General features: G+C 66.1%; 15 protein-coding genes. 10 read left to right on the forward strand and 5 right to left on the reverse strand.

What is annotated here, in order from left to right:
* Positions 1–97 precede the first annotated feature (97 nt).
* The 5 genes from SOQ14_RS11100 (at position 98) to SOQ14_RS11120 (ending at position 6115) form a co-directional block, all read left to right on the forward strand.
* Positions 98–907 (forward strand): 4-(cytidine 5'-diphospho)-2-C-methyl-D-erythritol kinase, encoded by an 810-nt coding sequence (locus SOQ14_RS11100; protein WP_322898184.1) that lies wholly within the window; start codon positions 98–100, stop codon positions 905–907.
* Between the two features lie 112 nt (positions 908–1019).
* The gene (locus tag SOQ14_RS11105) at positions 1020–1736 is read left to right on the forward strand and encodes an N-formylglutamate amidohydrolase (protein WP_322898185.1); all 717 of its coding nucleotides are present in this window, start codon (positions 1020–1022) and stop codon (positions 1734–1736) included.
* 42 nt (positions 1737–1778) lie between these two features.
* On the forward strand, positions 1779–3500 hold the full coding sequence (gene ilvD / locus SOQ14_RS11110; protein WP_322898186.1) for a dihydroxy-acid dehydratase: 1722 nt from the start codon (positions 1779–1781) through the stop codon (positions 3498–3500).
* Between the two features lie 33 nt (positions 3501–3533).
* Entirely contained in the window at positions 3534–4922 is a 1389-nt protein-coding gene (locus tag SOQ14_RS11115; RefSeq protein WP_322898187.1) for an NAD(P)H-hydrate epimerase, read from the forward strand.
* A complete protein-coding gene (locus SOQ14_RS11120; RefSeq protein WP_322898188.1) occupies positions 4919–6115 on the forward strand; it encodes a class I SAM-dependent RNA methyltransferase in 1197 nt (398 codons plus the stop codon). Before SOQ14_RS11115 ends, SOQ14_RS11120 begins: the two co-directional genes overlap by 4 nt.
* A gap of 13 nt (positions 6116–6128) precedes the next feature.
* Here SOQ14_RS11120 and SOQ14_RS11125 read toward each other — a convergent pair whose 3' ends face one another.
* The gene (locus tag SOQ14_RS11125) at positions 6129–6398 is read right to left on the reverse strand and encodes a phosphopantetheine-binding protein (protein ID WP_322898189.1); all 270 of its coding nucleotides are present in this window, start codon (positions 6396–6398) and stop codon (positions 6129–6131) included.
* Positions 6399–6597: 199 nt separating this feature from the next.
* Here SOQ14_RS11125 and SOQ14_RS11130 point away from each other — a divergent pair, with 199 nt between their 5' ends.
* The 3 genes from SOQ14_RS11130 to SOQ14_RS11140 all read left to right on the forward strand — a co-directional run bounded on the left by SOQ14_RS11130 (position 6598) and on the right by SOQ14_RS11140 (position 10676).
* Complete coding sequence (locus SOQ14_RS11130; RefSeq protein WP_322898190.1) at positions 6598–8145, forward strand: acyl-CoA ligase (AMP-forming), exosortase A system-associated; 1548 nt, start codon at positions 6598–6600, stop codon at positions 8143–8145.
* Positions 8142–9368, forward strand: coding sequence for a pyridoxal-dependent decarboxylase, exosortase A system-associated (locus SOQ14_RS11135; RefSeq protein ID WP_322898191.1), 1227 nt, complete (start codon positions 8142–8144; stop codon positions 9366–9368). Before SOQ14_RS11130 ends, SOQ14_RS11135 begins: the two co-directional genes overlap by 4 nt.
* A gap of 144 nt (positions 9369–9512) precedes the next feature.
* A complete protein-coding gene (locus SOQ14_RS11140) occupies positions 9513–10676 on the forward strand; it encodes an XrtA/PEP-CTERM system-associated ATPase (protein ID WP_322898564.1) in 1164 nt (387 codons plus the stop codon).
* A 10-nt stretch (positions 10677–10686) separates the two neighbouring features.
* Here SOQ14_RS11140 and zapE read toward each other — a convergent pair whose 3' ends face one another.
* From zapE to sdhB, 3 genes are read right to left on the reverse strand one after another with little or no spacing between them, the layout of a single operon-like run.
* Positions 10687–11811, reverse strand: coding sequence for a cell division protein ZapE (zapE, locus tag SOQ14_RS11145; RefSeq protein WP_322898192.1), 1125 nt, complete (start codon positions 11809–11811; stop codon positions 10687–10689).
* Complete coding sequence (locus SOQ14_RS11150; protein ID WP_322898193.1) at positions 11808–12308, reverse strand: PaaI family thioesterase; 501 nt, start codon at positions 12306–12308, stop codon at positions 11808–11810. The genes zapE and SOQ14_RS11150 overlap by 4 nt, the downstream gene beginning before the upstream one ends.
* A gap of 18 nt (positions 12309–12326) precedes the next feature.
* Complete coding sequence (gene sdhB, locus SOQ14_RS11155; RefSeq protein WP_322898194.1) at positions 12327–13106, reverse strand: succinate dehydrogenase iron-sulfur subunit; 780 nt, start codon at positions 13104–13106, stop codon at positions 12327–12329.
* Positions 13107–13347: 241 nt separating this feature from the next.
* Between sdhB and SOQ14_RS11160 the strand changes: the two genes are divergently transcribed.
* A complete protein-coding gene (locus tag SOQ14_RS11160; protein ID WP_322898195.1) occupies positions 13348–14094 on the forward strand; it encodes an SDR family NAD(P)-dependent oxidoreductase in 747 nt (248 codons plus the stop codon).
* On the opposite strand, the gene SOQ14_RS11165 is transcribed toward SOQ14_RS11160, so the two are convergent.
* Positions 14091–14381 (reverse strand): hypothetical protein, encoded by a 291-nt coding sequence (locus SOQ14_RS11165; protein ID WP_322898196.1) that lies wholly within the window; start codon positions 14379–14381, stop codon positions 14091–14093. The two genes, SOQ14_RS11160 and SOQ14_RS11165, sit on opposite strands and share 4 nt — an antisense overlap.
* 95 nt (positions 14382–14476) lie before the next feature.
* Here SOQ14_RS11165 and SOQ14_RS11170 point away from each other — a divergent pair, with 95 nt between their 5' ends.
* The gene (locus SOQ14_RS11170) at positions 14477–15109 is read left to right on the forward strand and encodes a class I SAM-dependent methyltransferase (protein WP_322898197.1); all 633 of its coding nucleotides are present in this window, start codon (positions 14477–14479) and stop codon (positions 15107–15109) included.
* Positions 15110–15151 lie beyond the last annotated feature (42 nt).

Below are 15151 nucleotides of genomic sequence, written 5' to 3' on the forward strand. Positions count from 1 at the left end.
AGCGTGGTGGAGGGGCAGGTGCCTCTTTCGGATATGCGCGAGTGCCCCTCCACCGTCCTTCGGACGGTCCCCCTCCCCGCTTCGGGGAGGATCTAGAATGCGCGAAACCGCCTACGCCAAGATCAACCTCGCGCTGCATGTTCGCAGGCGGCGGGAGGACGGGTATCACGAACTGGAGACGCTGTTCGCCTTCGTCGATGCGGGCGATGTGCTGACGGCGGCACAGGCCGCGCAGGATAGCGTCACCACGCTGGGTGAATTCGCGGCGGTGCTCGACAATCCCTTCGACAACCTCGTCGCGCGTGCCCTCAATGCGCTCCCGCGTCCGCAGGGGTTGGCGGTGACGCTGGAAAAGAATCTTCCGGTAGCGGCTGGTCTTGGCGGCGGGTCGGCGGATGCAGGGGCGTTGTTCCGGATCGTCGAGGCGCTCCACGGCCTGCCCGATGACTGGCCAGCGCGGGCGGCGAAACTGGGCGCGGATGTGCCCGCCTGCGTGCTCAGCCGCACCCATATCGGCCTCGGCACCGGCACCGAGCAGCTTGATGTCGAGGATGATCTCGCCAGAACCCCCGTGCTGCTCGTCAACCCGCGCGTGCCGCTCTCGACCGGGCCGGTGTTTAAGGCGTGGGCCAGTGTTGGGGATGGCGCGGATCGCGGCGCGCTCCCCGAAGGGCCTGCGTCAAAGATCGCAAGGGAAGGGCGCAACGACCTCGAAGCCCCTGCCATATCGCTCTGCCCGGTGATCGCGGAGGTGCTGGCGGCTCTCCAGGCCACCCAGCCGTGGCTCGCCCGCATGTCCGGCTCGGGTGCGACCTGCTTTGCGCTCTACGACACCGCCGAGGCCCGCGATGCGGCACAGGCGGCGATGCCGTCCGGCTGGTGGACGATGGCAGGGCGGCTGCGGTGATTGCGCTCATTTCCGTTCGCCCTGAGCCTGTCGAAGGGCCGTTCTTCGCTTCCGCGACCGTCGAGGAAAGTGCGGTGCTTCGACAAGCTCAGCACGAACGGGGTGAGGGGGTATGACTGAGGCCTTCCGCCAACTCGGCACGCCCCGGCGCGGCGACATTGTCTGCACTGCCGACCATGCCTCGAACCACGTGCCCGCCGATATCAACCTCGGCATCCCCGCGCACTTGCTCGACGAACATATCGCCATCGATATCGGCACCGAGGCCATCGCTGAAAGGCTGGCGCGGGATCACGTCATCCCCGCCCATATCGCCGCCGTCAGCCGTCTCGTCTGTGACTTGAACCGTGAGGAGGACGCCCCCGGCCTCGTTCCCGAAGCCAGTGACGGCCACCCGATCCCCGGCAATATCGGCGCGGACAGGGAAGGGCGGCTCAACCGCTTTCACCGCCCCTATCACAGCGCGCTGGAACAATGGCTGGCGGCGGCAGAGCCCGCGCTGATCCTATCGCTGCACTCTTTCACCCCGCGCCTTGCAAGCCGTGACGAGCCGCGCCCGTGGCAGGTGGGCGTGCTCTACAACAGGGACGATCGTGCCGCGCGCATCGCCATCCCGCTGCTCGCCGCCGAGGGGCTGAATGTGGGCGACAACCTCCCCTATTCGGGGCGCGATCTCAACTACACCATGAACCGCCATGCCGAAGCCGAGGGGCGCGCCTATCTCGGGGTCGAGCTGCGGCAGGATCTGGTGCAGACCCCGCAAGATCATGCGCGCTGGGCCGCACTGTTGGTGGATGTTGCGCAAAGGGTTGCGTCAGCGCTTCCCTGAAGGCAGGGGAGATTTCACAAATCGCCCTTCACAGGAAATCTTATGTCGCGCACCTTCGATAAGTCCCGTCTCCCCAGCCGCCATGTCTCGGTCGGCCCGGAGCGTGCCCCGCACCGATCCTACTACTACGCGATGGGCATGACCGAGGAAGAGATCAACCAGCCTTTCGTCGGCGTCGTCAGCGCGGGCAACGACTCGGCGCCGTGCAACACCACCCTGAACGCCCAGGCCGATATCTGCCGCGAAGGCGTGATTGCGGGCGGCGGCACGCCGCGGCGGTTCAACACCATCACCGTGACCGATGGCATCGCGATGGGCCATCAGGGCATGAAGTCCTCGCTCATCAGCCGCGAGATCATTGCCGATTCCATCGAGGTTTCGGTGCGTGGCCATTGCTATGACGCGCTTGTCGGCTTTGCGGGCTGCGACAAGAGCCTGCCCGGCATGATGATGGCGATGCTGCGGCTGAACGTGCCCTCGATCTTCGTCTATGGCGGCTCGATCCTCCCCGGCACCCACCGCGGCAATGACGTCACCGTCGTCGACGTGTTCGAGGCCGTGGGCCAGTTCGCCGCCGGGAATTGTCCGCTGACCGAGCTGATCGCGCTCGAGAAGGTCGCCTGCCCCGGCCATGGCGCCTGCGGCGGCCAGTTCACCGCCAACACCATGGCCTGCGTCGGCGAGGCGATCGGATTGTCCCTGCCGAACAGCAACATGGCGCCCGCGCCCTATCGTTCGCGTGACGATATCGCCGTCGCCGCGGGCAAGCAGGTGATGGAGCTCGTCGCCCGCAATCTGCGGCCGCGCGACATCTGCACCCGCGAGGCCTTCATGAACGCCGCCCGCGTGGTCGCTGCCACCGGCGGCTCGACCAATGCTGCACTCCACCTGCCCGCCATGGCCAGCGAATGCGGCATCGACTTCGATCTGTTCGACGTTGCCGAAGTCTTCAAATCAACGCCTTACATCGCGGACTTGAAGCCCGGCGGGAAGTATGTCGCCAAGGACATGCACGAGGCCGGCGGGGTCTACATGGCGATGAAGACGCTGCTCGACGGCGGCTTCATCGATCCCAACCCGATCACCGTCACCGGCAAGACCATCGGCGAGAACTTGGAAGAAATCACCTGGAACCCCGATCAGAAGGTGTTCTACGATGTGAAGACCCCGATCACGCCGACGGGCGGGGTGGTGGGTCTGAAGGGCTCGCTCGCCCCCGATGGCGCGATCGTGAAGGTAGCCGGGATGGCGCGCCTCCAATTTTCCGGCCCGGCGCGGGTTTTCGATTGTGAGGAAGACGCCTTCGCCGCGGTTGAAAGCCGCGATATCGCCGAAGGCTGCGTGATTGTGATCCGCTACGAAGGACCCAAGGGCGGCCCCGGCATGCGCGAGATGCTTTCGACCACCGCCGCGCTCTACGGGCAGGGCATGGGCGAAAAGGTCGCGCTGATCACCGACGGGCGCTTCTCGGGTGCGACGCGCGGCTTCTGTATCGGACATGTCGGCCCGGAAGCCGCCGATTGCGGCCCGATCGCGCTCGTCGAGGATGGCGATATCATCAGCATCGATGCGACTGCGGGCACCATCGATCTCGAGGTCGCCGAGGACGTCCTCGCCGCGCGCCGCGCCAAGTGGCAGCCGCGCACCAATGATTACCAGTCGGGCGCGCTGTGGCGGTACCAACAGGTCGTCGGCAAGGCGCGATACGGGGCGATCACCCATCCGGGTGCCAAGTCGGAAACCCATGTCTTCGCTGATATCTGATTCCGGGCACGCCTGCCCGCACAGGGCCGCGTCATGACCGACGCACAGGTCCTGACGGCGCAGCAGATGCGCGCGGCCGAACAGGCGCTGTTCGATGCGGGCACCAGCGTTTCGGACTTGATGGAGATCGCGGCGGGCGGCGCGGCCGAGTGGATCCGCCGGATCGCCGCGGGACGCGCGGTGACGGTCCTGTGTGGCCCCGGCAACAACGGCGGAGACGGCTATGTCATCGCTCGCCTCTTGCGGGAGGCGGGCAATGCGGTGGCCGTGATCGCTCCGCTCGAGCCCGCAACCGATGCCGCCAAAGAAGCGCGGCGGCGGTGGAACGGGCCGGTCAGCACAGCCGGAGGGGCGGGGGGCGACGTGTTCGTCGACTGCCTGTTCGGTTCCGGCCTGGCGCGGCCCTTGATCGCCGAGCACGCGTTGCTGCTGCGCGATCTCGCGGCGCGGCATCGCTCCAAGGTCGCGGTCGATGTGCCCTCGGGCATCGCCAGCGACAGCGGCGCGGTGCTGAACGAGCGCCTGCCCACCTATGACCTGACCCTCGCGCTGGGCGCGTGGAAGTTCGTGCATTGGAGCCTGCCGGGCCGGGCGCTGATGGGGCAGATGCGGCTTGTCCCGATCGGGATCGCGCCGGTTGAGGGTGCCGCGCAACTGATCGAACGGCCTCGCCTCAGCCCCCCTGCGGCGGACAGCCACAAATATCGCCGGGGGCTGCTTGGCATCCTTAGCGGAGCCATGCCGGGGGCGAGCCTGCTCGCCGCCCAAGCGGCCCAACGCGCGGGCGCGGGCTATGTGAAGTTGCTTGCTCCTCAGGCCGATCCGCGCACGCCGTCCGATGTGGTGACGGATACCGCGCCACTGGCCCAGGCGCTGGCCGATCCGCGCATCGCCGCTGTGCTGGTCGGGCCGGGTCTGGGCCGCGATGATGCAGCGCGTGCGCGGCTTGAAGCAGCCTTGGCGCAGGCGCGCGCCTTGGTGCTCGATGCCGATGCCCTGATGCTGCTCACCCCCGCGATGCTCACCCGCGAAGTTCCGATGCTTGCCACCCCGCATGACGGCGAGCTTGAGACCTTGTGCCGCAGCTTTGGCGTCATCGCGGAAACCCGTCGCGACCGGGCTCTGGCACTGGCTCGGGTCAGCGGCATGGTCGTGCTCGCCAAGGGGCCGGACAGCCTCGTCGTCGCGCCTGACGGCCGTCTCGCGCTTGGGCAGCCCGCGCCCAGCTGGCTGTCGGTGGCCGGGACGGGCGATGTACTTGCCGGGATTGCGGCGAGCCGCATGGCGAACGGTGCCGATCCCTTCATCGCCGCCTGCGAGGCGCTGTGGCTCCACGGCGAGGTCGCACGGCGGGCCGGGGCGGCTTTCACGCCGACGCAGCTTGCCGAACAGGTGTCCGAGGCGCTAGCGGCCTGCCTGTGACCGATCTTGAACCTATCATCCGCCTCGCCGCCAAAGGCGACGGCGTGACCGTCTCGGGCCGCCATATCGCAGGCGGCGTCACCGGCGACATGGTGGACGAGGCTGGCGCGATCACGCCCGGCCCGCACCACATTGCGCCCGCCTGCCGCCATTTCGGGGTGTGCGGCGGGTGTCTGCTGCAGCACGCGGACGACACGGTGCTCGCCGGGTTTGTTGAGGGCCGGGTGGTCAACGCGGTGCGGGGGCAGGGGCTGGAACCTGCCGAGCTGCTCCCCGTCCACCTCTCCCCGCCTGCCACCCGCCGCCGCGCAGGCCTCCATGGACTGCGCACGGCCAAGGGCGCTGTGCTGGGTTACCGTGAGGGCGGATCGCACCGCGTCGTCGATCTGGCCGAATGCCCGGTGCTGCACCCCGCACTGACCGCGCTGATCGCGCCGCTCCGGCGGTTTGTGGCGGCGCATGGGCCAAAGGGAATTGTCGGCATCGATCTGACCTTGGCGGATCAGGGCGTGGAGGCGTGCTTCACGCACTTCCCGCTCGAGGGGCTCGGGCCGACCGAAGCGGCGCTCGATTTCGCGCAGGAACAGAGCCTTGCGCGCCTTTCCTTCGATCAAGGCTACGGTCCTGAAACCGTCTGGGAGCCCGAACCGGCGACCGTGACCCTGTCGGGCGTGCCGGTAAGCCTGCCGCCCGGCGCTTTCCTTCAGGCGACCCATGATGCCGAGCATGTGATGGCCGCCGATGCCGCCGGATGGCTGGCGGGTGCACGGGTTGTGGCTGACCTCTTCGCCGGGCTTGGCACCTTCGCCTTTGCGCTGCGAGAGGAAAGCAAGGTGCTGGCGGTCGAAGCGGAGCGGGCGGCGCACCTCGCGTGCAAAGCGGCGGGGGCGATGAGCGGGGGAAGGGTGCTGGCGCTCCACCGCGACCTGTTCCGTTCGCCGCTCCAGCCTGAGGAGCTCAACCGCTTCGATGGTATCCTGCTCGATCCGCCGCGCGCTGGTGCCCGTGCCCAGATCGCTGAGATCGCCGCTAGCACTGTGTCGCGGGTGGTCTATGTGAGTTGCAACCCTTCAAGCTGGGCGCGCGATGCGGCGGTGCTGGCGGCGAGCGGCTATCGCCTGACAAAACTGCGCCCGGTCGGCCAGTTCCGCTGGTCCACCCATGTCGAGCTGGTGAGCCTGTTCGAGCGGTAGGGCCGCGCGTCTTTCAGGCAGCGGCGGCGAGCTTGGCTTCGGCAAAGGCGAGCAGCCCGCCATAGGTTTCGAGCATCGCGCCATCGACGTCATCATCATCGATCACAATGCCAAGCCGGTCTTCCATTTCGGTGAGCAGGCCCGCAACCGCCATCGAATCAAGCTCGGGCAAATGGCCGAACAGGCCTGATTCCGCGTCAAACGCCTGCGCGGTTGCCGGATCAAGGCCCAGCACATCGGCAATCAAGGCCTTGAGTTCGCGGTCAATTGCCAGATCTGTCATTGCCCTAGCCCTGTCATCCTCAGCGATGCGCCTTGCTGCGTCTTGGAAAAACGCGGCGGGCGCACGGTGTGGCCGCGTCGCTTAGCTATCGGGGGCGCGGGGCGCAAGCATTGCGCGGCGGGCCTATCCATCGGGCGCAGCATGGCGCGCACCATTCAAGGCTTGCCAGATATCCGCGCGATGGTGATACCGCGCAGCAATGATGCCCGATGCGACCCCTCTGCCGCTGGATCACCTTGCCGAACGGGCAGGGCTCGCTGGCTGCGGCGATCAGCCCGCTCTGGTGCTGCGCAACGGCACGCTCGATCACAAGGCGCTGGCACGGCGGGTGGGCGAATTGGCGCAGTGGCTCATCGATACGTTGCCTGAACCGGGCGCACGGGTCGCGACATGGGCTGCCAAGGGCGAACTCACCTGCCTGATGCCGCTCGCCGCGGCGCGGGCGGGACTGGTGCATGTCCCGATCAATCCGCTGCTCAAACGTGCCCAAGTGGCGCATATCCTTGCCGATAGCGGCGCGCAATTGCTGCTGGGTACGCCCTCGCGCCTTGCCAGCCTGACGCCGGAGGATGTGCCTGAGGAATGCCGGGTGGTCGATGAAAGCACGGCGCTGGTCGAGGCCGGGGCGCTCGGCCGGCGCTGCGGCCCTTCGGATGCGGACCCTGCAAGCCTCGCGGCGATCCTCTACACCTCGGGCTCGACCGGGCGTCCCAAGGGCGTGATGCTCAGCCATGCCAATATGTGGCTCGGCGCGGTGAGCGTGGCGCATTATCTCACGCTCGCGCGCGATGATGTGACGCTGGCGGTGCTGCCCCTGTCGTTCGATTACGGCCAGAATCAACTGCTTTCGACATGGTATGCCGGCGGTAGCGTGGTGCCGCTCGATTTCCTCTTTCCGCGCGATGTGGTGAAGGCCTGTGCGCAGCATGCCATCACCACGCTGGCCGCGGTCCCGCCGCTGTGGGTGCAATTGACGGAAACCTCGTGGCCAGACGCGGCGAAAGCGTCGCTGCGGCGCTTGACCAACAGTGGCGGCGCGCTGACGGCAGATCTGGTGCACCGCTTGCGCGCGAGCTTTCCCGATGCTGCGCTCTATCCGATGTACGGGCTGACCGAGGCCTTCCGTTCGACATATCTCGATCCGGCGCTGGTCGATCAGCACCCGACATCGATGGGCCGCGCGATCCCCTTTGCCGAGGTGCTGGTGATCAATGACGCGGGCGAGGTGGCCGCAGCGGATGAGGAAGGCGAGTTGGTGCATTGCGGGCCACTGGTGGCGCAGGGCTATTGGCAGGATGCCGTGCGCACCGCCGAACGCTTCCGGCCAGCCCCCGCTGCCTCGGAATATGGCGGCATCGCCGTATGGTCGGGTGATCGGGTGCGGCGCGATGCCACCGGGTTGCACTATTTCGCCGGGCGCCGCGACGCGATGATCAAGAGCGCGGGCAACCGCATCAGCCCGCAGGAGATTGAGGACACCGCGCTCGCCACCGGCCTTGTCGCCGAAGCCGTGGCGCTCGGCATTGCCGATCCCCGGCTTGGCCAGAGCGTGCATCTGGTGGTGCGCCGCGCCGCCGGACAAGGCGAGGATGCCGCCGATCTCTTGTCCAAAGCCTTGCAACGCGAGCTGCCGACCTTCATGCAGCCGCAACATATTCACTGGCGCGAGGCGATGCCGCTCAATCCCAACGGCAAGATCGATCGCACCGCGCTGGCCCGTGAACTTGCCGAAAGGTTCCCCGCGTGAAGCCTGTTGGGCCCATTCCGCCCGGTTACAGCGCCTTGGATGGCGAGCTTGCGATTGCCGGTCGCTTGGCGAGCGCGCTTGTCGCCGAAGCGGGCGATACGCCGCTGTTTGTCTATGACCGCGCCTTGCTCGATGCCCGCGTCGCCCAGTTGCGCGCGGCTTTGCCGTGTCGGGTGGGGATCAATTACGCGGTCAAAGCCAATCCGCTGCCCGCCGTGGTTGCCCATATGGCGGGGCTGGTGGACGGGTTCGATATTGCCTCGGCGGGAGAGCTCGCCATCTGCCAACGCCTCGGGATTGATCCGCCGCGCATCAGCTTTGCCGGGCCGGGCAAGCGCGATGATGAACTGACCGCCGCGATTGAGGCGGGCGTCACGCTCAATTGCGAAAGCGCAGGCGAAGCGGCGCGCGCCCTTGCGATTGGCGCGCGGCTCGGCAAACCGCCGCGCATCGCGATCCGGGTCAATCCGAGCTTCGAGCTCAAGGGTTCGGGCATGAAAATGGGCGGCGGGGCCAAGCCTTTCGGGGTCGATGCCGACAAGGTGCCCGCGCTTGCCCGCCATGTCATTGCCGCGGGCGCGGAGTGGCGCGGGCTCCATATCTTCACCGGCAGCCAGACGCTGAGTGCGGACGCCATCATCGAGGCGCAGGGCAAGGTGCTGGATCTTGCCGCCACGCTTGCCGAAGCGATTGGTCACCCCTTGCCCAAGCTCAACATGGGCGGCGGCTTTGGCATTCCCTATTTCCCCGGCGACACCCCGCTTGATCTGGCGCAGGTTGGCGCGGCGCTTGCTGAGCGGGTCGCGCACCTCCCCTCAGCCCTCGCGGACACCGACCTTTGCCTCGAACTTGGCCGGTATCTGACAGGTGAGGCCGGGGTCTATCTGTGCCGCGTGATTGATCGCAAGGAGAGCCACGGGGTCACCTATCTTGTCACCGATGGCGGGCTGCATCACCAGCTTGCCGCCTCGGGCAATTTCGGCACGGTGGTGCGGCGCAATTATCCCTCGGCGATTGCGACCCGTTTTGATGCCCCTGCCAGCGAAGAGGTGAACATCGTCGGGTGCCTGTGCACGCCGCTTGATCGGCTCGCAGACAATGCAATGATGCCGCATGCCGATGTGGGCGATCTGGTCGCGATCTTTTGCGCCGGAGCCTATGGCGCCAGCGCATCGCCGAGCGGGTTCCTTGGCCATGGCCCGGCAAGGGAAATGCTGATCTGACCGATCCCGCTTTGCCCGGCGCTTGCCCCAAGGCCTGTGTGCTGGCCAGCGATTAACTAACACATTATTCACCACTTTCTGCGAGAGCTTGCGCCCCACCGGCCTGATTGTGCCGCCATGTCCGAATGCCTTGGGTTCACGCTGATGTATGAACAATTCTATGGTCTTGCGGCCCGCGCGTTCCAGCTGACGCCTGACCCGCGATTCTATTTCGAGAGCGCGAGCCACCGCCGCGCGCTGAGCTATCTCGGTTACGGGCTCAATCAGGGCGAAGGTTTTATCGTCATCACCGGCGAAGTCGGCGCAGGCAAATCGACCCTTGTGGCGCATCTTATGGCGCAGGTTGATCCTGCCGAACTCACCACGGCCAAGCTGGTCACCACCGCGCTGGATGGCGCTGGCCTCGTGCACATGGTGGCCGCTGCCTTTGGCTTGGCGACAGAAGGGCAGGACAAGGCGGGCGTGCTCGCCGCCATCGAGCGCTTCCTGCAAGACGAAGCCCGCGCCGGGCGCCGCGCGCTGCTGATCGTCGATGAGTGCCAGAATCTTGATCTCACCGCGCTCGAAGAATTGCGCATGCTCTCCAACTTTCAGCTCGGCACGCGTCCGCTGTTGCAAATCCTGCTGCTGGGTCAGCCCGAATTCCGCCGCACGCTGGCACAGCATCCCGCGCTTGAACAATTGCGCCAGCGCATCATTGCCTCGCACCATCTTGAAGGCTTGAGCGGCGATGAGGTCGGGCTTTATGTCGCGCATCGCCTGCGGCAGGTGGGCTGGCAAGGCAGCAACCCGGCACTGGGCCCTGATCTGATGGCGGGGATTTACCGGCACACCGAGGGCATTCCGCGCCGGGTCAATCAGGTGATGAACCGGGTGATGCTGCTGGGCGCGATCGAGGAGCAGGGCGCATTGACCAGCGCCATGCTTGAGGCGGTGATTGACGAGATGGCCGCCGATGAAACCCGCGGCGCGGCCCCGCTGGCGAGCGCGCTCAGCATCGAGCCGGAACCGCCGGTCGATACGCGGGCAGCGGCCTCTGCCATGCTCGCCGATGCCGCGACGATGCTGGCGCGGCGCGATGCACGCACGGCGGAGCTGGAAGCAGCGCTGCGGCGGCTGCGGCGCACGGGCGCGGCGCCCGCGCGCGAACCCGGCGAAGAGGACAGCGCGGCATGGGGTGATCCGGCGCTCAAGGCTGCGCTGGCCCAACTTGAAGCGCGGCTTGAGGATCAGGAACAATCGCTACGCCATGTCCTCACGATGCTGATCGAATGGTTCGAAAGCGACGCCGGGCGCAAAGCGGCCTGACGGCTGCGGCCTAGCCTTCAAGCCCATGGCCGAGCGCCATATAGGCATCGCTCTGCATTTCCATCAACCGGCTGACAGTGCGTTCGAACTCAAAGGCGCCATCGCCCGCGCGATACAAGTCACGCGGCGCGGCGGCGGCGGTGGCGAACAGCTTGACCCGGTGTTCGTAGAGCGCGTCGATCAGGGTTACAAACCGCGCGGCCTCGTTGCGGTTTTCCGGCCCCATCTGCGGAATGCCGACCAGCACCACCGTGTGAAAGGCGCGCGCGATGGCGAGGTAATCGGCGGCACCGCGCGCCTCGGCGCACAGCTTCTTGAAACTGAACACGCCAACGCCTTTGAGCGATTTGGGCACATGCAGCGTGCGCCCGCCGCCCACCGCCAAGTCCTGCGAGGGGACATGGGCCGCGTCTTCGGGGGCAAAGTCGGTCAGCCGGAAGAAGGCCTCGCGCACCTTGGCGGTTGCAGCATCACCCAGCGGGGAGTGCCACGTGGCAAGCCCGCCGATCCGGTCGAGCCGGTAATCGGTCGGCCCGTCCAGCGTCAGCACATCAAGATCGCTCTCGATCAGCGCGATAAAGGGCAGGAAATGCTCGCGGTTGAGCCCGTCCTTGTAGAGTTCCGAGGGCGCGCGGTTCGAAGTTGTCACAACCGTCAGCCCGTGATCGCGGATCAAGGCGGTGAACAGCCGGCTCATGATCATGGCATCGGCGGAATTGTTCACCACCATCTCGTCAAACGCGAGCACGCGCAGTCCGGCAGCGAGCTTGGCCGCAACCGGCGGGATCGGATCGCCGCTTTCGCTTTTGCGCGCCTCGCGCAGGGCCGCGTGGACTTCCTGCATGAAGGCATGAAAATGCACGCGGCGCTTTTCCGGGATCGCCAGCGAGGCATGGAACAGGTCCATCAGCATCGATTTGCCGCGCCCGACACCGCCCCACATGTAAAGCCCGCGGATCGCCGGCGTGGTGGCGCTGCTGCCGATCAGCCGCGCCAGCAGGCCGGGGCGGGGCGGCGGCGCTTCGAGCGCGGCCTGTACCTGCGCCAGCCACCCGGCAGCGGCACGTTGATCGGGATCGGGGCGCAATTCGCCCGAGGCAATCAGCGCGTCATAGCGCGCAAGCACCCCGGTCACGGCGCACGCGAGCGCATCTTGCGGATGATGCCCGAATAGCTGGCAATGATGTCCTCGTGCCCGTCTGCGCGCACCTGCACGCACTGGCCGCGCAGGAACAGCATCTTGCCGGTCTCGCGAATGATCTCCGTCACCGCATCGAGAGGGCGCGCCGGATCGCCGCCGCCGACAAATTGGGTGGAGAGTTCCACCGTGACGGAAGGGCCCGCCTCGCCGCTGCCATTGATATGCATCGCGGCAAACAGCGAGATATCGATCAGCGCGAGCGTCACCCCGCCGTGGACATTATCGGTGAGATTGGTGTGGCGCCGTTCGGGGAACATGCGCAGGCGGCAGAGCGCACCTTCGCGCCGCACCCGCATCTCGCCGAGTACGGCGGTGTTGAAGCGGGTGCGATCCACCATGTTCCAGGTGAACCAGCCTGCCTCGCCGCCGCAATCGGCGGCATCGAGCGGGCGATATTCAAAAGGAATGGCTCTTTCGCCCGCGTCCGCCATGCTGCTGCTCCGAACGCCTCAGATGGCGCGTTCGGCCATCATCTTCTTGGTTTCGGCAATCGCCTTGGCCGGGCTGAGACCCTTGGGGCAGACATTCGCGCAGTTCATGATGGTGTGGCAGCGATAGAGCCGGAACGGGTCTTCGAGCTCGTTGAGACGTTCACCCGTCATCTCGTCCCGGCTGTCGGCCAGCCAGCGATAGGCCTGGAGCAGGATCGCCGGGCCAAGGAACTTGTCCGAATTCCACCAGTAGGACGGGCACGAGGTCGAACAGCAGGCGCACAGGATGCACTCGTAAAGACCATCCAACTTTTCGCGCTGTTCGGGCGATTGCAGGCGTTCCTTGCCCGACGGCGTCGGGGTCACCGTCTGCAACCACGGCTTGATCGAGGCATATTGTGCGTAGAAGTGCGAGAAATCAGGCACCAGATCCTTGATCACGTCCATATGGGGGAGCGGCGTGATGCGGATTTCGCCCTTGAGATCTTCGATCGCGGTGGTGCAGGCAAGGCCGTTCTTACCGTTCATGTTCATCGAACACGACCCGCAGATCCCTTCGCGGCACGAACGGCGGAAGGTCAGCGTCGGATCGATCTCGTTCTTGATCTTGAACAGCGCGTCGAGCACCATCGGCCCGCATTCATCGAGATCAATCTCGAACTTGTCGTAGCGCGGATTTTCCCCGCTGTCGGGATCGTAGCGATAGACCTTGAACGACTTCACCCGTCCGCCGGTGCTTTTGTGCACCTTGCCCTGCGGCTTGATCTTGGAATTTGCCGGGAGAGTGAAAGTCGCCATCTATTCGGATCCCCATGAACCTGTGCGAAGCCTATCTAGCGGAGTTGTGACACGAGGCAAGCGGGGCTTGCTTGCGAGGATTGGCATATGTGTTGAGCGCGGCGCGCAGGGCGCAAAGCCTGACATGATGGAGACATATGAGACACTGTCATAGGCGCAAAAACGGGGGGGGCTGGCACACGCGGTCAAATAGCAGGCCAAAATGACGGAACCCTAAGCCCATGCCGCGACTTTAAGTGATATGAACGCATTAGGAAAATCGCCCGAGGTCTGGCCGCGCTGCGCCGCCGTGTTCGGCGCGTCGGGCGGGATCGGACGCGCGGTTGCCGAAGCGCTGGCTGCGGGCGGCACCGAACTGGTCTATACCGGCACAAGGCGCGGAGAAGGCCCCCGGGGCAAGGCGTTCCGTCCGTTCGATTTCGATCTCTCCGACGAATCCAGCATTGCCGATGCGGCCAATCTGATGCGCGATCAGCGCCCGCAATGGGTGATCATCGCCAGCGGGGTGCTGACGCTGGCCGATGGCACCGGGCCGGAGCGCACGCTGAAGCGGCTTGATTCTGATGTCATGGCCGAAGTCTTCGCCATCAACACCATCGGCCCGGCGCTGATTGCAAAGCATATTCTGCCGCTGATGGCGAAGGATGAACGCTTTGTCTTCGCTGCGCTCAGCGCGCGGGTCGGCTCGATCAGCGATAACCGTCTGGGCGGGTGGCATTCCTACCGCGCCTCGAAAGCGGCGCTCAACATGCTGCTGCGCAATTTCGCGCTCGAAATGGCGCGCACCCATCCCCAAGGCGTGGTTGCCGGCTTGCATCCCGGCACGGTCGACAGCGCGCTGTCGCAACCCTTCCAGAGCGGTTTGCCCGAAGGGCAGCTTACCACGCCGACTGATGCGGCGGCGAACCTTCTCGGCGTGCTTGCCGCGCTCACCCCCGAACAATCGGGCCGGGTCTTCGATTTTCGCGGAGCGGAGGTTCCGGCCTAGTCGAACAGGCCCACCGCCAGATGCGCCCACAGCGTCAGGAACATCAGCACCCCGAACAGCGCGCCGCCAATGCGCCAGCGCGGCGAATCAAGCCAGTACCACGCCGCCTCGATCCCGCCGCACAACCCGGCGAGCATCAGGGTGAAGATCGCGAAGTCTTCCGCCCCCCAATTGACTTCCTCGCTCATCACGGTGCCAAGCGCCGGGAAAGCCAGCAACATCGCCGCGCAGATCCACAAGGTTGGATGGAACCGGAAGGGCGATCTGCTCGCGGTGGTCGTCGTCATGGCAAAATCCTGTCATCTCGTGGCGCTTGGCGGTGAGCCCGTAACGTGCCACGCATTGCCGTGGCGGGAAAGAGGGCAAAAGGGGAGGGGCAGGAATGGGACTGGCAGCATGGTACGAGGCGCGCATCATGCCCAAGCTGATCACCTGCGCCTGTTCGCAGGGGCAAGTGATGAAGCGCCGCGCGGCCGTGGTGCCACTGGCACAGGGCAATGTGTTCGAGCTGGGCTGCGGCGGCGGGATCAATCATGCCTTCTACGACACCAAGGCGATCACTTCCTACGCCGGGATTGATCCGCATGAAGGCCTGCTCGATGCGACGCGGCAGGCTGCCGCAGCCAAGGGCTGGCAGGCCGATATCCGGCAGGCGCGCGGCGAGGCGATCCCCTTTCCCGATGGGCGTTTTGATACGGTGGTGTGCACCTTTACCTTGTGTTCGGTGCATGATCCGGCGCAGGTGCTGGGCGAAATGCGCCGCATCTTGCGGCCCGGCGGCGCGCTGCTGTTCTGCGAGCATGGCCTCGCACCCGATCGCAGCGTGGCGCGCTGGCAGGAGCGGATCGAGCCTGTGTGGAAGCGCCTTGCCGGGGGCTGTCACCTGACACGCCCGATCAGCGCCGCGCTCGATCAGGCAGGCTTCGCCGTCGAAACGCTGGGGAAGGGCTACACGCACCAAGCGCCGCGCTTTGCCGGATGGATGGAGTGGGGCGCGGCGCGCAAGCTGACATGAAAAGGGCGGGTGCAGTTGCCTGCGCCCGCCCTTTTGCATGAT

Origin of the sequence: Erythrobacter epiphyticus, from assembly GCF_034653295.1 — a bacterium.
Classification (GTDB): Bacteria; Pseudomonadota; Alphaproteobacteria; order Sphingomonadales; family Sphingomonadaceae; genus Erythrobacter.